A 23,411-nucleotide genomic window follows, 5' to 3' on the forward strand; every position below is an offset into this window, starting at 1 on the left:
AGGAGCCGGCGGATGGACTTTCAATCCTTCAAGCGATTTCCGCGAAACATCTTCGCTGCGCTGCTGGTATTGATCCTCGCCAGCCTCATGGCGCTGGCCCTGCTCATCCCTCCGGTTTGGGACCTGAAGGAGGGAGCCATTTCCATCGTCCGCTGGCCCAAGTCCGGCCCCCAGACCTTTGAGGTTGGTCCGGGCAAGGAGTCCTGGGTTCCCATCGACAAGGTCTCGCGCCACGTGATCAATGCGATTGTCGTGGCCGAGGATGCACGATTTTATGAACATGCCGGCCTGGATTTCACGGAAATCCGCAACAGCATCGCCTTCAATATGGAAAAGAAGCGTTATGCCCGCGGGGCCTCCACCATTACCCAGCAGGTGGTGAAAATGGTCTTTCTGGGGCCTGAAAAATCCCTGCTGCGCAAGCTTCGGGAGGCTCTGGGGGCGATAATTCTGGAGTGGATCCTGGACAAGGATCGGATTCTGGAATGGTATATCAACCTCGTGGAATTCGGGGATGGGGTCTTCGGCATCAAATCCGCTGCCGAACATTTCTTTGAAACCACACCCGAACTGCTCACCATCCAGGATGGGGCTCCCCTGGCCCTGGTCCTGCCGAGCCCCAACCGTTTTTCCCGTGGTCTGCGGCAAAGGCAGCTGACCACCTTCGGTCACCGGCGCTATGCCCAGATCATCGACGAAATGTACAAACTGAATTTCATTACACCTGCGCTGCGGGAATCAGCACTGGCCACAGGTGATTTTGGCAAACCGATCGAGGGGTACAATCCCAACGAGAACATGAAGGATGAATTCATCGATCCTTACGTGGCCCTGCCCGGGGATGATCCTCAGCCCTTTGCCGGGGAAAAGGATCCGCCTCGCAAAAAACGTCGCCTGCAGGACCATCAGGACAATATTGGAAAACGTCATGACTGATACACATCCCTATAAGCTCCGCATCCTTAAAACCTGGGTGGCCCGCGATCCAAGCCTCGTCTTTCAATGCCAGCCGCTCGGCGCCCCTGGGGAAACCGGATTTCCAAAAAAATCGCACCTTTTTATCGACCTGCGGCAGCAGTCCTTTGGCACCCGCCTGCAGGCGGAAAAGCCGGCGGATGCCGATGCCAATCACGCGTTCATTCAGATTCTGCGGAAGAACATCGCAACCTTCACCATCAAATCCATCCTGCATCATCCGCCCTCGGGGGACTATTGGATCCCTCTCCTGAGCGGTCCGGACACCGCCAGGCCCTGGCTTCTGCGCCTGGCGGGCAGCAAGCCGCCGCTCGCCTCGCTGATGGCGCCGGACGATACCGTGTTTGTCAGCTATGGCCAGAAGGGAACCTTCACCAAAAAACATCAGGGCGAACCGCGTCCCACGTTCTCCGATCTCACGGATCTTCTACCGAAACTCATGCGGGATCTGCGTGGTGACGCCACGAACGTGGACGACACGGTTGCGAAAGATGCGGAGACAGACGCGCCCGAAGCGGCCATTTCAAAATTGCAAAAGGATCTGACGTCCCGCCTCAAACGAAAGCACAAAACCAGCAAAAAAACCCTGGAAAAGGCCAAGGGTGATATTCCCTCCGCCGAGGACGTGCTCCAAAAGGAACGCGAAGCCAACCTTCTGCAAAGCTATGCGTGGATGGTCAAACCCGAGGCTTTCGAGCTGCGTCTTGAACCCACTCTGACCGGTCTGCCCGAGGACTTCGTCATCAGTCTCGATCCGGAAGCGACCGTGGGTCAGAACATGGAGAAAAAATTCGCGGCTTTGCACAAGGCCCGGCGCGGCCGCGAGTTGGGTCAGAAGCATTATGAAATCGCGCGCGACTATGTCAGTGGATTGGAAAAGGATCTGGAGGAGCTGCAGCGCGAACAGAAATCCGATGCCTTCCTGCAGCAACTGATTCGCAAATATAAATTGCCCGAGCTGCAGAGCACGACATCTTCGGCGGGAACCGCGGAACCGGTCAGCAAACCCTATAAAACCTATACGGCCAGCACCGGCCATAGCATCCTTGTCGGCAAGTCCGCGATGGACAATGATGAGCTGACCAAGGCCGCGCGTTCGAATGATTTCTGGTTTCATGCGGTGGGCGTCACCGGCTCTCATGTGATCGTACCTGTGACGCCGGATATCCGCCAGGCCCTGCCGACCCAGCTTCTCCGTGAAGCCGCGATCCTAGCCCTCCATTTCAGCCGCATGCGCGACGACCTGGCCGGCGAATGCTACGTGACCCGCAAGCAGTTTCTCAAGAAGCAGCGCGGCATGCCCGCTGGTCTCTGGCGCATCAATCAATCGGAAAGCCTGTTCTTCCGCTATTCGGAAGAGGAGCTGCAAAACATTCTGCAAACTGTGCGCGTCTAAAGCTTATAGGAAAACACCGAGCCCGGCTGCGGCACGGCGAAATCCGCGGCAGGGACCGCGTATTTTTCCAGAGCCAGTTTCAATTCACGCGCCGGCGCATCCCAGGCCTCATCGGTTAACTGAAAACATCCAAAGTGAATGCCGATGCTGTGCTCCGCCCGCAGGTCCTGATGAGCCAGGACCGCATCGTCAGGATTGTTATGTTGGTAGCGCATGAACCAGCGCGGTTCATAAGCCCCGATGGGAATGAACGCCGACCGGATGCGCGGAAATCGCTCCGCAATCGTCTTGAAATGCGGTCCATAACCTGTGTCACCAGCAAAATAAAAAGTCTGTCCTTTGACGTTGATGGCAAAGCTCCCCCAAAGGCTGAGGCAGCGATCAAAAAGCCCACGTGCCGACCAGTGCTGGCTCGGGGTGAAGGTGGCCGTGATATCCGCACTCAGGGGCAGGGTCTGCCACCAGTCCATCTCCTCGATGCCCGGAATCCCGGCCTCGCGCATCCAGTCGCCATCACCGAGCGGGGCCAGGATCCGCGGCTTATGATCCCGGAAAAGACGCAGCACGGTTTCCATATCGATATGATCGTAGTGATTGTGCGAGAGAAGCAGCGCATGAATCGGCGGCAGATCCTCGTAACGTATCCCGGGCTGCACAATGCGTTTGGGCCCAGCGAACGAGACGGGTCCGATCCTTTCCGACCAGACCGGATCGGTCAGGATATTGAGTCCATGGGTTTGCACAAGAAGCGTGGCGTGATTGACAAAGGTCACCACCACGCGATCCGCTCCCACCGTGCGTTCCGGTCGAACCTGGGGCGGTTGATCCACCCGTGCCGGCCAGCGACTCTTCTCCCGGGTGAGCATCCACTTCAGGACCGCCTCGCGGCTCTTGTCGAAGGGGTTGCCAGGCATGATAAACCGCTCCCCATCGAAATGATCGGAGACCGGTCCCTGATATCCCGTGCGGCGGAAAATGCCTAAAAAACTCATGAATTCCTCGCCATGCAGCCCCGCGTCCCTGCCTGACAGCAGAGGCGCGACATTTCTCCTTCCAGCCTATGACACCGTCAGGCTCCATGTCCACCATCCCGGGCCAGGTCATTCCAAACCAGCTTTTCCTCGCTGGATTCCGAGGCGGGACTCTGCTATGGCATCTCCATGCTGATAAGCCTGTCAAAGCCTGAGAAAGGCCTCTTGATTTAGGGAACATCCGAGGACTGAGAAGGCCTCTTGTTTTGGGGAGCGTAAGATGAGCATAAGGAAAAAAGTCGCTGTCGTCGGCGCCACGGGTATCGCCGGTCAACAATTTCTCACAGCTTTGGCCAACCATCCCTGGTTTGAAGTTGTTCGTTTCGCGGGATCGCCCCGTTCCGCCGGCAAGCGCTATGAAGATGCGCTCCGGGCCCCGAATGGCCAGATCGGTTGGTGGCAACCCGAACCCATTCCCCAGCAGTTCCGCAACATGATGATCGAGTCGGCACCTGAGCTGAACCTCGATGGAATCGATATCGTTTTCACGGCCATTGATTCCGATGCCGCCAAGGAACTGGAGCCCCTTTATGCGGCCAGGGTTCCCGTCGTTTCCACCGCCAGCGCCTTCCGCATGGAAGAGGACGTTCCGCTCCTGATCCCTGGCGTGAACACCGCGCATGCCGCCATGATCCGCGCGCAGCAGAAAAAACGCGGCTGGAAGGGTTTTGTCGTGCCCATTCCCAACTGTACGACCTACGGCATGGCCTGCACCCTGGCTCCTCTGCAAAAAGCCTTCGGCTTGAAAACCGTGATCATGACCTCGATGCAGGCCACCTCCGGCGCGGGTCGCAACGGAGGCGTGCTCGCTTTGGATATGCTCGATAACCTTGTGCCTTATATTCCCAAGGAAGAGGAAAAGGTGCAGATCGAAACGCAAAAAATTCTCGGTGCTCTGCAGGGCGAAAAATTTGTGCCGGCATCCTTTGCTGTGAGCTGTACCTGTACCCGCGTGCCCGTGACCGATGGTCACACGGAAACCGTGTTCATTGCCACCGAGCGCCCCGCCACGGTGGAAGCGGCCATTGCCGCCTTCAAGGAATACAAAACGGACTTCGGCGATCTGCCGTCCGCTCCCAAAAACTTTTTCACCGTGCATGACGATCCCTTCCATCCGCAGCCGCGCATCGACCGCGATCAGGATGGTGGCATGTCCACCCACGTGGGCCGCATTCGCGAGGAAAAGGCTCTCGGCGGTCTGAAGTACGTTCTTCTCTCGCATAACACCAAAGCCGGTGCCGCGAAGGGCGCGCTTCTGGTGGCCGAAAATCTTTGCGTCACAGGCTACATCTGATCAAGCTCCGGGGCCTTGGCGGCCAAGGCCCCGCCATCCTAATCAAGCATGCCAGAACCTCCCGACTGTAAGTTCCAGGACACAACCTCAAGGACACAGACTCGACTTCAAAAGACACGGTCGCCCGGCCAATCGCGTCAAATTGCTCAAAAATCGCGCCTCTTTGGGCTTACATGGCTATCTATTGGTGACCCATTCCGGGTAGCCCGCGGTGGACCGGCTCTTGCTCAGAGCCAATCCGTGACGCGATGAGGCATCCGTCACCGATCAACCAACAAAGAATGATTCGAGAAAGGATCTTTCATGAAACTCGCAAACATCTCCGTGTCCGCTCTTGCTCTTCTTTTTGCTGCTTCGGGTTACAGCGCCGACCTTACAGTTCAAGGTGAAGTCATCGGTTCTCAAAGTAAACTGGATTTCGGCAAAGCCAAAATTCAGGAACCCGTCACCGGCATCAGCATCACCGACGACAACGATGAAAAACCTGATACTCTCACCGCTCCCGGTTTTGGTGTCAGCCTTCAGTATGAAGTGAACGAAGCTCTCCGTCTGGGCGGCGGCCTGGGTTATGCTGACTACGACGGCGATGATGATGAAATGAAATACTCCGATATGTCCGTCGCTGCCAACGCCAGCTATGACTTCTATAAGCAGGATGGTTTTGCTCTCTACGGTCTGGGCGGCCTCTCCTACCACATGGTGGATCCGGAAGATCAAAAGGCAGGCGGCCTGGAACTGAAGCGTGAAAGTGCAGATCTTTTGAACTATGACCTGGGCTTGGGCGGCCGCTTTGATGTCGCTGAGAATGTGAACCTGAGCCTCGGCTACCGCTTCAGCGATACGCTTTCGAAAGGCACCATTGATTCGAAACTGGCTGCAGTGGGAAGCGACGCCAGCCTGAAAGGCCAGCTCAAGGATGTGACTCTGCAGAAAAATGAATTCATCGCGTCGGTCGGCTACTCCTTCTAAGTCTGTCTCACATGATGCCTCGCCAACGACTGTGATGGCTCCAGGCCGGGGAAGTTCTTCCCCGGCCGTCTCTTTTTTTACACTTCAAAAATCGCCGCGACACCCATGCCGCCAGCCGTACAAATGGAAATCAGACCCCGACCTTTGCCCTGTTGATGGAGCAGCTTCGCCAGAGTCGCTGCAATCCGCCCGCCTGTGGCAGCGAAGGGATGCCCGACCGCAAGACTGCTGCCGTTGACGTTGATCTTCGCGGGATCGATGCTGCCGAGCGCTTCGGAACGCCCCAGCACATCCCTGCAGTAGGTGGCATCCTCCCAGGCTTTCAGTGTGCAGAGCACCTGACCGGCAAAGGCTTCGTGAATTTCATAGAAATCAAAATCCTGGAGCTTCAGACCGTGGCGCTTGAGCAGTTGGCTGACGGCCAGCGTTGGGGCCATCAGGAGTCCATCGCCACCCACAAAATTCACCGCCGCGGCTTCCGCATCAACAAAGCGGGCCAGGGCTTTCCAGCCGTTGCGAGTGATGGCCTCCTCGGAAGCCAGCAGCACCGAAGAGGCGCCATCCGTTAGTGCGGAACTGTTTCCAGCGGTCAGGCTGCCATTTTCAGGGTCAAAGGCCGGTTTAAGTTTGGCGAGTTTTTCCACGGTGGTGTCCGCTCGCAGGATGCCATCACCTTTGACGCCGGCAACCGGGATGATGAGATCATCGAAAAATCCAGCGGCCTTGGCCTTCGCAGCTTTTTGATGACTCTCATAGGCAAAGCGATCCTGCGCTTCGCGACTGATGCCCCAGCTTTTCACCATCAGCTCGCAATGCTGTCCCATGGACAGCCCGGTCTGGGGTTCCACAACCGCAGGAATGCGTGGCTTGAAACTATCCGGCTTCAAGGTCGTCACCGTTTTGATTTTGTCGAGCAGGGTTTTCGCCTGCGGAAGATTCAAAAAGAATTTGCGCAGGCTGTCCTGCAGTTCGAGAGGAATATCACTATTGGTGTCGACGCCACCGGCGATTCCGGTTTCAATTTGGCCCAAAGAGATCTTGTTCGCAACCTGCACCAGGGCTTCGAGCCCGGTCCCGCACGCTCTCTGCAGATTGTAAGCCGGCGTATGCGGATGATAGCCAGCCCGCAGGATGGCCTCACGGGCAAGGTTCCAGTCGGCGGAACTGTTCATCACGGCACCCAGCGCCACATCACCGACGATCATCTGATCCAAGTGATAACGCTTTCTGAGTTCCTGCAGGCTCGCGATCATGAGTTCGATGCGCTGCACATGATGAAATGCGCCCATCGATTTGACGAAAGGAGTCCGAACACCACCAACGATATAACTCGTACGCAAAGTCTTCATGTAGACCTCCCAGGTTCCAAGAGATGACGAATCTGTGCCTTCACGGCGAGAATGCGATCCGTATCCTGGTGGATACGGGCGAGATGCTGGACACCAAAGCCCAGGGATTGAATGATGTGAGCCGTCTGCAAGGGATCGAGATCCGCACGAAAGTGTCCGCCCCGCATGCCTCGTTCAATCAGATCCACCAGCCACGCTTCCTGAAATTTGGCCATATCCTTCAACGCTTTGCGCATCGAAAGCGGCAATGTTTCATACTCGGCCGAGAGAACCGTCAAAGGGCAGATCTTGTTTTGATCACGCGCAAATTTATTGAAGATGCGAAAGAGGCCTTCGATCTGTTTCAGAACGGGATCACTTTTATGCTTTTCAGCCCACTGCTCGAAATCATGGCGATAGTGAGCGATCATCGCCAGGCCCAGTTCCTCTTTCGAGGCAAAATGCGCGTAAAGGCTTGGTTTTTTGATGCCAATCCGATTGGCGATATCCTGAAAACTGAAGCCGTTAAAGCCGAGTTTTTGCAGTAAACTGCGGCCCTCCTCAATGGCTTCCTTTCGGGTTTTGGATGCGGACATGGTCTCCCCTTCCCACCAATTAACTACCTATCGGTAGGAAGGTTGCCTACCTTGAGGTAGGCGTCCGCTGACTCCATAACCCTAATAATATCAATTAATTTTACGAATCCGGCAGCGGAATAAATTCCACAGAGTCCGTGGGCACCTTCGGGAAGCGTCCTTCCTTCCAATCCAATTTCGCCTGTTCGATGCGATCCTTGGAACTGGATATGAAGTTCCACCAGATGAACCGGGGCCCGTCCAAAGGCGCACCACCGAGCAGGATGAAGCGGGCGTCCGATTGAATGTGGAGTCTGATGGAGTGGTCCTTCTTAAAGATGCCCAGCTGGGGCTGCTCGAAAAGCTGATTGCCATAGCGGACGGAACCGGACACAAGGTAAAGAGCCCGCTCTTCATAGTCATGAGGCAGTTCCACCGAACTTCCTGCCTGAGCCTCGACATCGACATAGAACATTGGTGAAAAAATACGAACGGGTGACGTCTGTCCAAAGGCCCCACCGATCAATACGCGAGCGGTATAGCCCGGGCCTTCCACTACAGGCAATTCCTTCTGCGCGTGATGATGGAAGAAGGGTTCCGTTTCCTCGTGTTCCAGAGGCAGGGCCACCCAGACCTGAATCCCATGAAAGCGCTCCCCGCCCTGGCGTTTTTGAGAGTCGGTGCGTTCGGAATGAACAATCCCGCGTCCGGCCGTCATCCAATTGATGGCACCGGGACGGATGACCTGTTCGGTCCCGAGACTATCGCGGTGAACCAGCTCCCCTTCGAAGAGATAGGTAACCGTCGCCAGGGCAATATGCGGATGAGGCCGCACGTCGATGCCCTGTCCTGGCGCAAATTCCTGAGCCAGCATGTGGTCGAAAAAAATAAAGGGCCCGACCATCTTGCGTTCGATCGCCGGCAAAAGGCGTGCGACCGCAAGCCCACTGAGGTCGCGCGCTCGAGGCTGGATGACCATGTCCAGACCATCATCCGCTGACAGGGAATGACACTGAGGTTCACGCGAAGGCATCCAGCTCATGGCGGTATCTCCTTAGTCAAGGAAGGAATCCTGGCCCTACTCTGACAAAAGGCTTTTTCGGCTGCAAGTCCGGCGAGTCCGCTTCAATAAAAAACCCATGGTCCGAAAACCATGGGTCCCGAGTTTGAACTGAAGGATTGAACTTAGAAGCTTTGAGTCACACGCGCAAAATAGCTGCGACCGACGTACGAGTAGAGGTACTGGGACGCGACATCCTCCGTACGCGCAGCATTGCCGTCATAGATACCACCGATGGTATTGAAGATATTGTTAACGCCAAGCTGCAGACCGGTATTGCCGATCAGGGTGGCAAACGTCGCATCAAATTCCGTATAAGGACTGACCTTGGCCTCGCGGCTGTAGGCCGAAGCCAATTCAGGGTCCGTGCTCATGCGGGAGATGGTGCGGCCATAGAGGGACAGTGAGCTGTCGTTGACGCTGGCGCTCAGCTGGTTGTTCCATCTCCAGCGTGGGACGCCAATGTAACCAATTTTCTGGCGCAGAGGAGTCTGCTCATTGTCGGCCGACTTGTAGGACAGCATGCGGGCGTATTCTGTGCCAGCACCAAAGCGGAAGCTTCCCACGGCCTGCTGATAGTTGGCTTCGGAGATCACAGCCCGCACTTCCGTGCGACCCATGTTGCGCACGGGAACGCCGAGACTGGTAATCACACCGTCCTGGTTCACGCGGACATCGTTCAAGTCAAAGACCCTGCCGCCCTGCGTATTGTCGGGGTTCTCAGCATACCAGGCTTCCACGATACTTTGCAGATCGTCGTTGCCGAAGGTCTTCTTCAGGTTGATGGCGTGGTAATCGGAGACCAGAGTCAGCCCTTCGATAGGCTCCAGAATGATACCGGCCGAGTAGTTGACGCCCTGTTCAGGATCCAGGTCCTCGTTGCCGACCGAGTCGATGTAGATTTGATGGACAGGGGTGGAGCAGGGACGCCCATAGTCCTTCTCCGTCTGACACCATTTTTCATCGATCAGGCTGATGTATCCACCGCCGCCTTCCTGATGCAAATAATCCAGGTTCGGAGCCTTGAAGCTGGTTGCATAACGGCCACGGAGGGCCACGCCTTGCACAACCTTGAGTTTGGTGCCCAGACCGTAGTTCGTGGTATCACCGAAATCGCTGAAGTTATCAAAACGCAGAGCGCCTTCCACATCCATCCATTTGGTCACGGGAGCCGCAAATTCGGTTGCCACAGCGCGGGATGTCCGCGAGCCCTCGCCGCGGTTCGCGTAGGTGCCCGAGTAAAGAGCCAGGTTCTGGCTGTTCGTGGCGATATCACGCACATCAGGTGTTTGCTTGAAGGTTTCCTGGGTGACCTGCACTCCGATGCTGAAGGCCACAGGGCCGCCCGGCAGATCAAAGAGCTGGCGATCAATAAAGGCGTCCCAGGTGGTGTTATCGCTGAATTCCTCAGCTTTCAAATCGGCGAAGACGGCGTCGAATGCAGCCGAATTACGCGCGGGATCGATCGGAATGAACTGTGGATCCGCACCAGCCACGAGGCCGAGGTTATTGCTGTTGAAGTAAAGGTTATGCAACGACTCCGAGTTGCGGTACTTCTTGCCGATGCGCTCCACCTGGCTCGACGTATAGGAGAGGCCCGACTGCAAACGCCAGCCGCCCAGAATCTCACCCTCAACCTTGGCCGCAGCGACCGAGTTTTTGTAGTGGTTGACCTGATTACGATCCACTGATTCCGCCACGGGTGCATACAGCTGCACGTAATCGGTGTTCTCATCCAGGGTCAGGCCGAGGGAACGAGCCTTGGCCGCACTCAGGATCACCGGGGCGTTGGTCACCGGATCAGTGGATGTGTAGTTGGCACGGCCGGAATTCGACGTGGTTTTGCTGTCACTGTAGGTCAGGACCCCGTTCAGGTTCCAGTCTGAACCGACCGCACTGTTGAGCAGAACCGATCCAAAGAATTCCTCTTTCGTGGGCGTCAGCTCGGAAGGAAAGTCGGAACGCCTGCCGGTACAGTAAACGTCATTCGGAGTACTGGGACTGATGGTCTGGCGCAATTCCGTCGGGCAGTTGTCGCTGGCCCTCATGGTGCCACGAACGACCTTATCCCCCTCAATGGTCAGGGGACGATAGGAATAGGTGCCGAGCGGCGCCGTGGTATTCGTATAAAGATAGGCTGGATCGTTGGCAAACGAGAGGTCTCTCTTGCGTTTGTCGATGGGATCACGCTGGCGGCCACCGATCGAAAGAATCAGGTTCGAGTCGTCACCCAGGTCAATCCCCGTCGTGGCGGTAGCCGAACGCTCCGTTCCACCGGCCTCCTGCGGAACGTTCGCAAACAGCGAAACTTCCGAACCATGGAATTCCTTTTTCGTGATGATGTTCACCACACCACCGACCGCATCCGCGCCGTAAACCGCGGAAGCACCACCGGCGAGCACTTCAATACGCTCGATGACTCCGGTTGGAATGTTATCCACGTTCACCGCACCGAGGCCGGGAAGGGTCGGAATACGACGACCGTTCAAAAGAACGAGGGTCCGCGCGGCACCGATCCCCAAAAGGTCGATGGTCGCAGCACCGGATGATACATAACGGCTACCGCCGGAAAAGTTACCTGTGGGGCTGGTGGCCGCGGACTTTCGGAAGAAGTCGCCGACGCTGGCCGCACCGGATTTTTCGATTTGTTCTTTTTCCATGATGACCACAGGAGCCGCGGTTTCCACGTCCACCCGCTTCAGGCGCGAGCCGACCACTTCAACGCGCTCTTCTTTTTTGTCTTTTTTCCTGGCTTCGCTCTCTTTGACAGTGGCAGCGTCAGGAGTCTTTTCAACGGCAGTCGACGGACTTTGGGCCATTGCGCTGTTTTGGCAAAGGGCGAAGGCCAAAGGCAGGGAAATACGGAGCATCCATCCCGGAATCAGATTCGAGAGTTCGTGCCTCATAGAGGGTATCCTTCTATTAGAAAAGCTTAAGACCCTCCAGCGATAACAAAGCCACGCTTTTGAAGCAACCAAGGACGCACTGAAAACTGGTCAAGTGGCCAAATTTTATTTCAAGGTGATCAGATGTGAGGTGAACTGTGGTCTTTTTCTTTCATCGTGGCGAATCCCGGAATCGGGATTCGCAGTATCAGCTTGCAGATTTTAAAGAGCTTCGAGTTGCAGAAGCCAGCTTTTCCGGTCCAATCCCCCGGAATAGCCACCCAGACTGGCGTTCGAGGCGATCACGCGATGACAGGGGATGATCAGGCACAAGGGGTTTCTGCCGTTGGCCGCACCTACAGCGCGACAGGCCTTGGGTCGTTGAACCCGGTGTGCGAGTTCACGGTAAGAGATGGTCTGCCCATAAGGAATGCGGCGCAGCTCATTCCAAACTTCCTTTTGAAACGAGGTGCCCTGCATCGCCAGGGGGACATCAAAGTCCTTGCGCTCGCCGTTCAAATAGGCCTGAATCTGCTCGGCCGCTTCCATGAGATGGCCAGCCGCGATGGGATCAGACTGATCCTTTAAGTAAGGAACTTTCTGTTCGTCCCAATAAACACCTGAAAGACCTTCGGCGGATGCGATTAAATAGAGTGAACCTATTTTGCTGGTCACAGCCAATTGATAAGAATTCATGTTTTGCCACCTTTCTGAGCGTCCTTGGATCTGACGTAGTCCCGCCAAAGTATTTGGGTCAGATAAGACTTTTGTGAAGTCCAGAGTTCCACGTCCCGCACCTCAGTCCGCTTCATCATCAAATCCGTACGCGGAAAAGCATCCGCGTCCCCGAGACAACGCATGGCGATCCATTCCACGGTCCAGGGACCAATGCCCGGGATGGCCGCAAGTTTTTTCCGGGTTTCGGACAGATCCGCCAGACGCGAAAGCACAAGTCCGCCTTCACTGACCTGAGCGGACAGCTGCCGTATGGCTTCCGCTTTCTGTCGGGTCAGGCCGAGCGTTTCCAGCTCCGCGCTCTGAAGTACCGCAGCCTTGGGAAAAGTGAAAATCTCATCGTCTGTCAGTCGATGTCCATACGTGCTCACCAATTTGCGCAGCATCTGGCGCGCATGAACGGTGGAAACGAGCTGACTGATCACAATGCCAACGGCCGTCTCAAAGGCATCAAAGCAGCCTGGAATCCGAATCCCGTGGGCCAGCCGCTCCGAACTTTGCGGCAAATCATGAGGATTGTGATCCGCATCAAAGAGATGGCGCAGTCGGGCGATCAGCGGACGCAGCTCGGGTAGTCTTATGTTTTGAAATTCTGTGATGAGCGTTCCGTCCTGGAAGGTCACCCGCACCTGACCCGGAGGCTGATCCTTCTGCGGAATGAAACGGGTATACGAGGTCTCATCCACCCGCTCGACTCCATAGGTTTGATGACCGCGCAGAAACCGAAGCATGGACGGCCAATCATAAGGCTCACGCACAGCGAGATGCAGCTGCAGGCCCGGCGCCTCATCCTGCGTTGTCTGCCGACGAAAAGCGGAAGGCGGCTTGTGATAGAGCTCCTGAAAGGCCTCGTTGAAGCGACGGATCGATTGAAAACCGGCCGCAAACGCGATTTCGGTGAGCGGCTGCCGGGTTTCACCAATCAACTGCCGCGCCAGATGCAAACGACGGTTGATCATGATTTCCACAGGCGAGGCCCCAAGATGCTCGAGGAAGAGCCGTCTCAGATGCCGATCGCTCATGCCCAGCGTGGCCGCGAGTTCTTCAACGGTCAAACCTTCACCAGCCCGTTCATCCATCAAACGCAGGGCCCGCGCCACCGACACGCCGGTTCCTTCCCAGCGCTGACTGCCAGGAGCCAGATCCGGACGACAGCGAAGGCAGGGCCGATAGCCGGCTTTTTCCGCTGCGGTTGCACTTTTGAAGATGCGAATGTTTTCAGGTTTGGGTCGCGCCGGACAGATCGGCCGGCAGTAGATTCGGGTGGTGGTGACGCCCCAGTAGAGGCGTCCGTCGTAGCGTGGGTCCCGGCGTTCGATGATCTTTTTGAAGTTTTGGTCGTTTTGCGTTCTCATGCGCGTATCCTACGACAGCCGTGGCCGAAGCACTGGCGGTTTTCGGACCTGATCGCTACATCGTGATATAAACATGCAGAATCTGGATCGCCGCCGGCGTCAAACCGGAGATTCGCGACGCCTGACCCAGGTTATGCGGCCGGTGTTTTTTCAGCTTTTCCACCACCTCACGGCTGAGTCCGGATACGCTTTCAAAGGCAAATTCACTGGGAATTTTGACCCGTTCCAGCTGCTCCGAGCTGCGGATGGCACGCCGTTCGCGATCAATGTAACCTTCATATTTGACTTCAATTTCCAAACGACGCAGGACAGACCGATCATAGGTCTGAAGCATCGGAACATGCGGCAGAAGATCGAAGATCGAAACCCGGGGTTTGCGGAGGATGGCATCCAGACGCGTGCCGATATTATCCTTGGCATCCAGGAATTCGACCGGCAGTTGATACGGACCAATCGTCGTGTTTTTCACAAGGTCCTGCAGCTCCTCCAGGGATTTCTGCCGGCTGATAAAGCCGCTGTAATCGTCATCCCGCACAAGACCTATGTCACGGCCGATTTCCGTCAGACGCAGATCCGCATTGTCCTCCCGCAAGTAGAGACGATGCTCCGCTCGCGAGGTGAACATGCGGTAAGGCTCCTGGGTGCCTTTGGTGACAAGGTCATCCACCAGAACGCCGATATACGCTTCGGCCCGGCTTAAAATCAGACCTTCCTGATCAGCCGCTTTCCGGGCGGCGTTGATGCCGGCCATCAAACCCTGAGCCGCCGCTTCCTCGTAACCCGTGGTGCCGTTGATCTGGCCGGCAAGGAAAAGACCGCTGAGCTTTTTGGTTTCAAGCGTGGATTTCAACTCGGTCGGATCCACGAAGTCATATTCAATCGCATAGCCTGGACGGATGATCTCGGCCTTTTCAAGACCCCGCACGGTGCGTACGAATTCCAGCTGAGCCCGCAGAGGAAGCGAAGTCGAAAGACCGTTCGGATAAACCTCGCAAGTATCGTAACCCTGAGGTTCGAGGAAAATCTGATGCTCCTCACGATCCGCGAACTTCACCACCTTGTCCTCGATGGAAGGACAGTAGCGCGGGCCGATGCCGACGATCTCACCGCTATAGAGCGGCGACTCGCTCAGATATTTGCGAATGACATCGTGCGTGCGCGGGTTGGTGTACGTGATGTACATCGGGATCAAAGGCTGGGTGATGGCCTTGGTTGCAAAGCTGAAGGGGATGATATCGTCATCCGAATGCTGGGCCTCGCATGCCGACCAGTCGATGGTCTTGCCATCAAGGCGCGGCGTGGTCCCGGTTTTCAGGCGGCCCACACGGAAGCCGAAATGACGAATGCATTCCGCCAGACCTACGGAAGGCGCGTCACCTGCGCGTCCGGCCGAGATTTTTTGATTCCCGATATGGATCAAGCCGTTCAAAAAAGTGCCCGTCGTGATCACAACAGTTCGGCTATGAAACTTACCAAAGAGACGCGTCTCAACGCCAACCACAGCCGGCGTTTGACTGTCGTTGTCAATTAAAAGTCCCTCAACACTATCCTGACGAATGTGCAGGTTAGGCGTGTTCTCGAGCGTGTGCTTCATATAGCGGCGATAAAGGTCCATGTCCGCCTGAGCGCGCGATGACCAGATGGCTGGACCTTTTTTGCGGTTCAGAATGCGATACTGTATACCGGTTGCGTCGATGGCCTTGCCCATCTGCCCGCCCAGCGCATCGATTTCCTTGACCAGATGACCCTTGGCAGTCCCGCCAATCGCGGGGTTGCAGGACATGGCGGCAATGCGATCCACAACCTGAGTCACCAAAAGAGTCCTGCGGCCCATGCGTGCCGCCGCCAGAGCGGCTTCACAACCGGCGTGGCCACCGCCTATCACAATGACATCAAACTGCGTCATGTCGTACCTTTCTTGTCCTGCCTGGATCGTGGATTTTTCACTTGTCAAACGACCCTGTCCACGGAAATCTGGTACTAACTTAATAAGTCAAACATGACAAGAACAGATGCGCGAGAGGCCTTGCTGCATGCGGTGAGCGAAGCTTACATCATGAGCTTTACGCCTTATTTTCAAGGGCTTTGGCTTACTTGCTATTTTCAAACCCTTCGAGTATTTCTTGGTGCTCATGTACCGGTGTAGGCTGATTTGAGCTGCAAATCATACCCAGGACAAAAAGGAAGGATAGGATGGCTATTTTTGAAGATCTAACCACCATGGGGCACGAACAGGTTGTCTTCTGCCATGACAAAACAACAGGGTTGAAGGCGATTATCGCCATTCACGATACAACCCTGGGGCCGGCTCTTGGTGGCTGCCGCATGTGGGATTACAAGTCCGATGAGGAAGCGCTGCGCGACGTGCTGCGCCTGTCCAGGGGTATGACCTATAAGAACGCTGTGACCGGATTGAATCTTGGCGGCGGCAAGTCAGTGATCATCGGTGATCCCAAGAAATTGAAGAGCGAAGCGCTGTTCCGGACCTTCGGTCGCTTTGTGGACAGCCTCGGCGGTCGTTACATTACAGCGGAAGACGTGAACATCCGCGTGAGCGACATCGAACAGGTCGGTCTGGAAACCGCTTATATAACAGGCGTCAGCTCGCGGGCTGGCGGTTCGGGCGATCCTTCGCCTGTGACAGCCTGGGGCGTGTTCCAGGGCATCAAGGCTTCGGTGAAGTATAAATTGAACAAGGATGCCTTGAAGGGCGTGAGCGTTGCGATCCAGGGTGCTGGCGCCGTGGGCTCGCATCTTGTGGAATACCTTGTGAATGAAGGCGCGAAAGTTTACGTGGCCGACATTGATCCTGAGAAGGTCAAGTCCAACGTGAAACTCTACGGCGCGGAAGCGGCTCAGCTGCATGAGATTCATAAGCTGGACGTCGATGTCTTCGCACCCTGTGCGTTGGGTGGCTTCCTGAATGATCAAACCATTCCGGACATCAAGGCCCCGATCGTGGCCGGCGCGGCCAACAACCAGCTGCTGGATGAAATCGTACATGGAGCGATGCTGAAGGAACGCGGCATTCTTTATGCGCCGGATTATGTGATCAACGCCGGTGGCGTGATCAACGTGTATCAGGAGCTTCAAGGTTATGATGCGGAAATCGCCAAGAAGAAGGCGTCCGGCATTTATGATACTCTGTTGGCCATTTATCAGCAGGCGGATGACCAGCAGATAACCACCAACGCAGCTTCCAACATGATTGCTGAGCAGCGTATTCAGTCGGTCCGTGCCATGAAGGATTTGCGGAATACGATGGATAATCAAACCTGGGTACAAACCAGCCGCGGTCGCGGTCGTTGAATCAGGCCGGGGTGAGCAGGTCGGAGGCCCTCACGGGCCCTGACGCACTGCTCGCCATCGCACCCGCTTGTCATCCCCGCAGGGGATCAGTAATCCCGAATCAACTGCAGTTCCCCAGCCTTGATCGAAACCTTGCGCACACGCGACGTCTTCCCATCATTGAAAATGGTCAGATCGTAATTCCCCGGTTTCAACAGAATCCGTGACACCTGCACCGCAGCGGGCAGCAGGGCCCAGCTGCGTGTATCAGCCGTTTCCGTCACGGCCCCGTAGATATTCCCAGCCAGCCAACCGATAGCCCCGAATTCCTTCTGGGCCTTTTGGGTCATCTGGCTTTTCATCACAAGACGCGCCAGGGATTTCGCTACAATGCGGCCCCGCCGATCCTCAAGCGTCTCCCGCGCGATCATATCAAAATTCTGCGCAAGGTCCGCTGGCTGCGAGCGGTCGTCATCGATCCGGATTCCTGTCCGCCCATAGTGGGCTTTCACGCGCCGAATCACAGGAAACGAAAACCGCACAATTTCTGAACCGATCGGAATGACGAACTCCGACTTCTCCTTGCTCGCGATCTCACCGAGTTCATGCAGGACCACGACCTCACCCAGGCTATCCCTGGTATCCAGCCCCTGCAGCTCATAATTCTTCTTCAGCTCCTTGGCTTCATCCGCCCGCCTGCGTTTCACCAGAAGGCGATAAAGTGCGACCACCAGATGATCGGGGGCTTGGGTCGCAAAGATCTTGCGATAGTCACCCTCGTAAATTTTCAAAGCCGCGCGGTAATCCACAATCGCGGAATCATCCTCACCTAACGCCTCATAGATCATGCCAGCCAGATAGCGGGCATAGGCATCCTCCTTGTAACGGTTCTTATTCTCTTCATAAAAACTGTTGATCTCATTGAGGCGGGTATTGATACGCGCTGCTTCCACACGCGCGGCCTTCAGATCCCCATCCTCGATGAAGGAGTGAGCCAGCATCGTATGGATCGCCACCTTTTCATAATCCTCGCCCGGATAATCCTGGGCGGAATCATTGAAGACAAAGGTGGCCGCAGCCTTGCTCACACTCGTGGTGTAAAGCTCATCCACGATACGATCCGCTTTCAAAAGCAGCTTGCGGGAATCCTCACGCTGACCCTGACGGTCCAGGATCATGGCTTTTTCCAGCAAATAGAGCAGACGGTTCCGCGTCTGCTCCTTCAGCGGGGATTCCTCCAGCTTCTGCAAAGCCTCCCCATACTGACCCGCGCGAAACGAAGTCTGCACCTGTCTTATGTCATCCGAATAGGACGCGCAGCCGGTCAGAAAAAAGACCAGCCCGCTGACCAACCCGGAATGCCGCAGAAATTTAATCAAAGCCCTGCACCTGATCTCTTAAAGCGTTTCTTGATCAGTTCCTTGCCGCTCCAAACGATTTCCGTCGTTTCAAGATCGGTGAAATTCAGAGCCGTCTGGTAGGTGACCGTCTTCAGCCCGCCCTGGCTATGCACGGAATTGGAAATGGCGCCGCTCAGCATGAAGTCAGCACCGATCTGCTTGCCCAGGGTCTTTCTCGTTTTGGCTTCGGTCGTGCCGGAGTTTTGATACTTGATCTCTTCCAGGATTTGCTTGCGCTTCGCAGCGTTCAAAAACCGAACTTTCCCGGAGTTGATCAGCTCATCCTGCATGAACTCGGTCAAAGCCTTGGTATCAATATGTTCGTCCGTACGATTCGCGATTTCATCCACGATGACAATGGGCTTTTGGCCATTGTTTTTGGCCACATATTCCGTCAGCCAGGGTTTGCTGATGACCTGTTGAATCAATGAAGTCGCCGTCTTACGGGCATCGGTTTCACTCCATTTGTCATCGACGATTTCCGCCTCGGCGGGATCATTATAGGTCCCTTCAAAACTGGGCGAACAGGCCGCCAGCCCCAAACCCAGGGCCAGAATCTGCAGGCCCTTGCTCCACTGTTGGCTCTTAGTCGCTTTTTGCATCGGCTTCACCTCTCCTGAGCGTCCGCTGATCATTTTTTACCTGGCGGAACATGATAAATTCTATAGGGGACCGTCTTCGACGTTGTCCGTACAACCAGCATACGCAAGGCTCCTCAGTCGAGCAAGGGAGGCTTTCATGAGCGTGATGGGACCATGCCTGCTGCTTCTGGCTGGGATTGGCCAGCCCTATCCCGTGTCCAGCAGCACAGCCCGCGTCATTTATCTCAATGGGGTCGACATCTCGTCGGCCAAAAATCAGAGTCTTGAGCAGGTCAATGTCCGCATTGACGCTCGGGGCAATGTTTATATCGAAGCCCCTCAGTATGAAGTTCAGCAGGAATCAACCTTCGTCCCTCTGAGCCGGCAAACCCCGCCCCATCCGAATCTCCCTGTTCATCGGTCACCCGGCCCCCTGCCGCAGGAGGTCGAGATGCCCGCATCCAAGCAAGAGCTTGCCCTTCCAGCCGAACCAGGCGATACCATGAATCAGCCTGAATACGCGCCGCCCATGCCGGCTGCCGAATCGGGCCTGATGGAAAAAGAGGGCACAAGGAAACAGCCGGATGGATTCCCAAGCAACGAAGGATCTGGAGCATCGCTATCACCAGGTGTGCAGCCAAATCCGTGAACACGCCGGGACGCGCGCCGCGCCCGAGCTCCTCGTGGTCACCAAAGGCCATGGACCCGAACCGCTGCGCGCACTTTTTTCCTGGGGTCAGACGTCGTTCGGCGAAAACTATGCGCAGGAGCTGATCGCCAAAAGTGAAGCCTTGAGCGACCTTCCCATCCGCTGGATTTTCATCGGTCATTTGCAATCCAACAAAATCCGTAAAATCGTCAGTGTGGCCAGCGAAATTCAGACCGTGGGTTCGCTGAAACAGGCCGAGCAAATCGCCCGCGCCGCCCGCGATCTTGGCAAAACCCCCTACCCTGTTTGGATCGAAGTCAATGCCGATCAGGAGGAAGGGAAGCACGGTTGTCCGCTGGACGCAGTGCCGGCACTGGCTGCGGCTCTGGCCCAAAATCCCGAACTCCGTTTGCGCGGGCTCATGGCCATCCCGCCCAGTCAATTTCAGGATGCGACCACAGGCGAGGTCCCGCCGCTTTATCAAAGTCTTCGGCAACTCGCCGACCAGGTGGGGGAAGGACAACTCTCTCTTGGCATGTCAGGGGATCTGGGCCTGGCCATTCGCGCCGGTTCCAACCTGGTGCGGATCGGAACCGCAATTCTCGGCCCGCGTCAAGTCTGAGCATCGCTCTTCTGCTTTCCCTCTGTTATTCTGAAATGTTCAGACAGGCTGAGCGCACGACTAAAAGAGGACAGAAGAGATGGTGCATGAAAATCCCCTGATCGGGAATAGTGGCCTTCCCCATTTTGATAAGATACGTCCAGAACATGTAAGACCGGCAGTGGATCACGTACTGCAGCGTTGTGAATCGCTGCTGCAAAAACTCGAGAGCGATCCCCAGCCCGAGTGGAACAAACTCCTGGTGCCACTGGAAACCATACGACGTGAACTGCATAACACCTGGAGTCCCATCCAGCATCTGATCGGCGTGAAAAATTCACCCGAGCTGCGCGAGGCGTATGAAGCCAGCCTGCCGCAAATTGTGAGCTTCTCCCTGCGGCTTTCGCAAAGTCGCGCTGTGTATGTTGGTTTGAAAAACATGAAGGAGCAGCCGTCCTTCCCCTCGCTGTCCGAAGCGCAAAAGCGCATCGTGGAGCATCTCCTTCTGAATGCCAAACTTTCCGGGATCGAACTGGAAGGTGCGGCCCAGGAACGCTTCAACGAAATCAGTCAAAAGCTTTCGCAGCTGCAGACCACCTATTCCAATAATGTTCTGGATGCGACCAAGGATTTTGAACTGATCGTCAAGGACAAAAAGGATCTGGCCGGAATTCCCGCCAACTTCCTCGGCATGTGGGCGGAAAATTATCAGACCAGCCGTCCCGGCGAAAAAGCCAGCGCCGAAGCCGGTCCCTGGCGGGTCACACTGGATTTCCCAAGTTACATCCCCTTTCTGAAATACGGCGACTCGCGACCTTTGCGTGAAAAACTTTATCGCGCCTATATCAGCCGGGCCTCTTCGGGAAAGTTCGACAATACGAAGAATATCTACGATATCCTGCGCCTGCGCCGTGAACTCGCGCGCCTGCTGGGTTACAAGACCTATGCCGAAGTCAGCCTTGCCATGAAGATGGCCGGGGCTGTGAATTCGGTGGATCGCCTGCTGGAGGATCTGGCCAAGGTTTCGACCCATAAGGCCCATGAGGAACTGCAGGAACTGCGCGCCTTTGCCCAGACGCTCGGTCTCAAGGGCGACCTCCAGAACTGGGATATCTATTATTATCTCGAAAAAATGCGGCAGAAAAAATTCGATTTCACCGATGATGAGCTGCGCCCCTATTTTCCGCTTCCGCGCGTTCTCAACGGTCTTTTCGAACTCCTGCATACGCTCTTTGGCATCAAGGTCGTCGCCCGCACGGACAATTTCCCGCGCTGGCATCCGGATGTTTCCTTCTATGATGTCTTTGACGACAGAAATCAAAAGATCGCCGGTTTCTATCTCGATCCCTATTCCCGTCCTGCGGAAAAACGCGGTGGGGCCTGGATGGATTCCTGCCTGGATCGTGGGCAGCAGGATGGCCAATCGGTTTTGCCGGTCGCTTACCTCGTCTGCAATGGCACGCCTCCGGTGGGCAACACGCCCTCGCTTCTCAGCTTTGATGAAGTGGAAACCTTGTTCCACGAGTTTGGCCATGGGCTGCAGCACATGCTGACCCGCGTCGACGAGCTGGAAGTGGCTGGTATTAACGGGATCGAATGGGATGCTGTCGAGCTGCCCAGCCAGTTCATGGAAAACTGGTGCTATCAGAAGTCGGTGATCAAAAACCTCACCAAGCACATCCAGACCGGGGAATCGCTGCCGGATGATCTCTTCCGCAAGATTTATGAAGCCCGGACGTTCAATGCAGCCAACCTTATGGTGCGCCAGCTGCACTTTGCCATGAATGATATGGAACTGCATCATCGCTTTGATCCGGACGGCAAGGTCCCCGTCGAGGAAGTCAGCCGCCGGATCGCCCAGAAGGTTTGTGCCATTCAACCCATTCCCGAGGATCGTTCGCTCTGCACGTTCGAACACATCTTTGCGGGCTCCTATGCCGCCGGCTATTACAGCTACAAATGGGCGGAAGTTTTGAGCGCCGATGCCTTCAGCCGCTTTGAGGAGGAAGGCCTGGACGAGACAACGATCGCCCGGGTGGGCCGTGATTTCCGCGAAACCGTTCTGGCGCTGGGCGGCAGTCAACACCCCATGGACGTCTTTACAAGGTTCCGCGGCCGTCCGCCCCGACCTGATGCTCTTTTGAAACACAATGGCTTGACAGGCAGCTGACGGGCTTGCATGTTTCACGAGGCAGGTCTAGCATATTTGTTATGGTAAAGAGGAGGCCCTGATGGGTGCTGCGTTGTTGGATGGATTGGCAGCCGTTATTTCCATGTTTGCGCAAATGATTCAGCTGCTGGTCATTGCGTCGGTTATCGTCAGCTGGGTCGGTGATCGGAGCCATCCGATCGTCCAGATGATTTACAATATAACCGAGCCGATGTATCGGCCCTTGCGTCGATTCACGTCACGCATTCCTGGGCCTTTCGATTGGGCTCCCATGGTGCTGCTTGCCATCGTGATTCTGGTTCAAAAAGTTCTCGAGGCGATGCTGCGCGGTTACGCAGCTCGCGGCCTGTAATATCGTGCAGGGCCGGTTCATGGACCGGCTTTGCCACCTTCCGGGTTCCGGATAGTGTTCGTGGAGGCCGTCCCTGTGCTGCTTCGATTCCGATCCCTGATTTTACCTGTACTGGCTTCTCTTCTCTTCATCGGCGTCCTTCTGAAAACCAATGATCAGCGACTGAAAACCCTGCGGAATGAGTATGATATCTTCGCAGCGCCGCCGCTCTCACAGTTTTCCTCGGGAGTGATCGCCGTCCTGACCCTGGGGCACAAGGGGATTTACGATGATTTCATCAATATCTGGCTGCTGCAGACGCTGCTCGATCCGCGCAAGGGCGATGATGCCGAAGGCATGATGCGGCAGATCCGAAGCGTGATCCGGCATCATCCGAAGCTGGAGACGACCTATATGCTCTCCTGCATCGTCATGATGCAGGATTTCAAAAGGCCGGAACACTGCCAGGAAATTATTCTGGCTGGTCTGAAGGCTTTTCCCATGAGCTGGCGCCTGCCCATGACCCAGGGTTATGTGGAATACTTTGAAATGAAGCAGCCGGCCCAGGCCGCCAGCTTTTTTATGATGGCCGCCTCGCGCCCTCATTCCCCGGAGTATGTGCAGAATACCGTCAAGAAACTCCTTCGCGAAAAGGATCTGACGCCCGAGGATCTTAAGCGCAGTCTTGAGATCATTGCGGAAACGGAAAGCAGCGATACTTTTCTGAAACTCTTGCAAAGCTTTGGCAAAGCCCCGGCACTGCCGGAAGCTCCCGCTTCCCCTTGAAA

Annotated in this window: 20 protein-coding genes; 10 read left to right on the forward strand and 10 right to left on the reverse strand. The window is 55.8% G+C overall.

Going from position 1 to position 23,411, the window contains the following annotated elements; translation table 11 throughout:
* The first annotated feature begins 12 nt into the window (after positions 1–12).
* A complete protein-coding gene (locus OLTU_RS28680) occupies positions 13–936 on the forward strand; it encodes a biosynthetic peptidoglycan transglycosylase (protein WP_141736159.1) in 924 nt (307 codons plus the stop codon).
* Positions 929–2,371: an NFACT RNA binding domain-containing protein gene (locus tag OLTU_RS28685; protein WP_176737056.1), complete on the forward strand. Its 1,443-nt coding sequence runs from the start codon at positions 929–931 to the stop codon at positions 2,369–2,371. The genes OLTU_RS28680 and OLTU_RS28685 overlap by 8 nt, the downstream gene beginning before the upstream one ends.
* Here OLTU_RS28685 and OLTU_RS28690 read toward each other — a convergent pair.
* Complete coding sequence (locus OLTU_RS28690; protein ID WP_141736161.1) at positions 2,368–3,363, reverse strand: MBL fold metallo-hydrolase; 996 nt, start codon at positions 3,361–3,363, stop codon at positions 2,368–2,370. The two genes, OLTU_RS28685 and OLTU_RS28690, sit on opposite strands and share 4 nt — an antisense overlap.
* Before the next feature lie 259 nt (positions 3,364–3,622).
* On the opposite strand from OLTU_RS28690, the gene asd reads away from it, so the two are divergent.
* Positions 3,623–4,696, forward strand: a complete 1,074-nt coding sequence (asd, locus tag OLTU_RS28695; RefSeq protein WP_141736162.1) for an aspartate-semialdehyde dehydrogenase — start codon at positions 3,623–3,625, stop codon at positions 4,694–4,696.
* Positions 4,697–4,999: 303 nt separating this feature from the next.
* Positions 5,000–5,665, forward strand: coding sequence for an outer membrane protein (locus tag OLTU_RS28700; protein WP_141736163.1), 666 nt, complete (start codon positions 5,000–5,002; stop codon positions 5,663–5,665).
* Between the two features lie 77 nt (positions 5,666–5,742).
* On the opposite strand, the gene OLTU_RS28705 is transcribed toward OLTU_RS28700, so the two are convergent.
* From OLTU_RS28705 to mnmG, 7 genes are all read right to left on the reverse strand, one after another.
* Entirely contained in the window at positions 5,743–7,014 is a 1,272-nt protein-coding gene (locus tag OLTU_RS28705; protein WP_141736164.1) for an acetyl-CoA C-acetyltransferase, read from the reverse strand.
* Complete coding sequence (locus tag OLTU_RS28710) at positions 7,011–7,589, reverse strand: TetR/AcrR family transcriptional regulator (protein WP_141736165.1); 579 nt, start codon at positions 7,587–7,589, stop codon at positions 7,011–7,013. The genes OLTU_RS28705 and OLTU_RS28710 overlap by 4 nt, the downstream gene beginning before the upstream one ends.
* 100 nt (positions 7,590–7,689) lie before the next feature.
* Positions 7,690–8,610 carry a pirin family protein gene (locus OLTU_RS28715; protein WP_141736166.1) on the reverse strand — a complete coding sequence of 307 codons (921 nt, stop codon included), beginning with the start codon at positions 8,608–8,610 and terminating at the stop codon, positions 7,690–7,692.
* A gap of 143 nt (positions 8,611–8,753) precedes the next feature.
* Positions 8,754–11,534: a TonB-dependent receptor plug domain-containing protein gene (locus tag OLTU_RS28720; RefSeq protein WP_141736167.1), complete on the reverse strand. Its 2,781-nt coding sequence runs from the start codon at positions 11,532–11,534 to the stop codon at positions 8,754–8,756.
* 201 nt (positions 11,535–11,735) lie between these two features.
* Positions 11,736–12,209 carry a methylated-DNA--[protein]-cysteine S-methyltransferase gene (locus OLTU_RS28725; protein ID WP_141736168.1) on the reverse strand — a complete coding sequence of 158 codons (474 nt, stop codon included), beginning with the start codon at positions 12,207–12,209 and terminating at the stop codon, positions 11,736–11,738.
* Positions 12,206–13,603: an Ada metal-binding domain-containing protein gene (locus tag OLTU_RS28730; protein WP_141736169.1), complete on the reverse strand. Its 1,398-nt coding sequence runs from the start codon at positions 13,601–13,603 to the stop codon at positions 12,206–12,208. Before OLTU_RS28730 ends, OLTU_RS28725 begins: the two co-directional genes overlap by 4 nt.
* Before the next feature lie 55 nt (positions 13,604–13,658).
* Positions 13,659–15,509: a tRNA uridine-5-carboxymethylaminomethyl(34) synthesis enzyme MnmG gene (mnmG, locus tag OLTU_RS28735; protein ID WP_141736170.1), complete on the reverse strand. Its 1,851-nt coding sequence runs from the start codon at positions 15,507–15,509 to the stop codon at positions 13,659–13,661.
* A gap of 287 nt (positions 15,510–15,796) precedes the next feature.
* On the opposite strand from mnmG, the gene OLTU_RS28740 reads away from it, so the two are divergent.
* Positions 15,797–16,912 carry a Glu/Leu/Phe/Val dehydrogenase dimerization domain-containing protein gene (locus OLTU_RS28740; RefSeq protein WP_141736171.1) on the forward strand — a complete coding sequence of 372 codons (1,116 nt, stop codon included), beginning with the start codon at positions 15,797–15,799 and terminating at the stop codon, positions 16,910–16,912.
* Between the two features lie 86 nt (positions 16,913–16,998).
* On the opposite strand, the gene OLTU_RS28745 is transcribed toward OLTU_RS28740, so the two are convergent.
* Together OLTU_RS28745 and lpoB are read right to left on the reverse strand one after the other, a co-directional pair.
* The gene (locus OLTU_RS28745) at positions 16,999–18,270 is read right to left on the reverse strand and encodes a COG3014 family protein (protein WP_141736172.1); all 1,272 of its coding nucleotides are present in this window, start codon (positions 18,268–18,270) and stop codon (positions 16,999–17,001) included.
* Entirely contained in the window at positions 18,267–18,893 is a 627-nt protein-coding gene (lpoB, locus tag OLTU_RS28750) for a penicillin-binding protein activator LpoB (protein ID WP_176737057.1), read from the reverse strand. The genes OLTU_RS28745 and lpoB overlap by 4 nt, the downstream gene beginning before the upstream one ends.
* Positions 18,894–19,029: 136 nt before the next feature.
* Between lpoB and OLTU_RS28755 the strand changes: the two genes are divergently transcribed.
* From OLTU_RS28755 to OLTU_RS28775, 5 genes are all read left to right on the forward strand, one after another.
* Entirely contained in the window at positions 19,030–19,521 is a 492-nt protein-coding gene (locus tag OLTU_RS28755) for a hypothetical protein (RefSeq protein WP_141736174.1), read from the forward strand.
* Positions 19,457–20,143 (forward strand): YggS family pyridoxal phosphate-dependent enzyme, encoded by a 687-nt coding sequence (locus tag OLTU_RS28760; protein ID WP_141736175.1) that lies wholly within the window; start codon positions 19,457–19,459, stop codon positions 20,141–20,143. The genes OLTU_RS28755 and OLTU_RS28760 overlap by 65 nt, the downstream gene beginning before the upstream one ends.
* Before the next feature lie 79 nt (positions 20,144–20,222).
* Positions 20,223–22,292 carry a M3 family metallopeptidase gene (locus tag OLTU_RS28765; RefSeq protein WP_141736176.1) on the forward strand — a complete coding sequence of 690 codons (2,070 nt, stop codon included), beginning with the start codon at positions 20,223–20,225 and terminating at the stop codon, positions 22,290–22,292.
* 61 nt (positions 22,293–22,353) lie between these two features.
* Complete coding sequence (locus OLTU_RS28770) at positions 22,354–22,644, forward strand: YggT family protein (protein ID WP_141736177.1); 291 nt, start codon at positions 22,354–22,356, stop codon at positions 22,642–22,644.
* Positions 22,645–22,719: 75 nt separating this feature from the next.
* Positions 22,720–23,409, forward strand: a complete 690-nt coding sequence (locus OLTU_RS28775; protein ID WP_141736178.1) for a hypothetical protein — start codon at positions 22,720–22,722, stop codon at positions 23,407–23,409.
* The last annotated feature ends 2 nt before the right edge of the window (positions 23,410–23,411 follow it).

Source organism: Oligoflexus tunisiensis (genome assembly GCF_001748245.1).
Classification (GTDB): Bacteria; Bdellovibrionota_B; Oligoflexia; order Oligoflexales; family Oligoflexaceae; genus Oligoflexus; species Oligoflexus tunisiensis.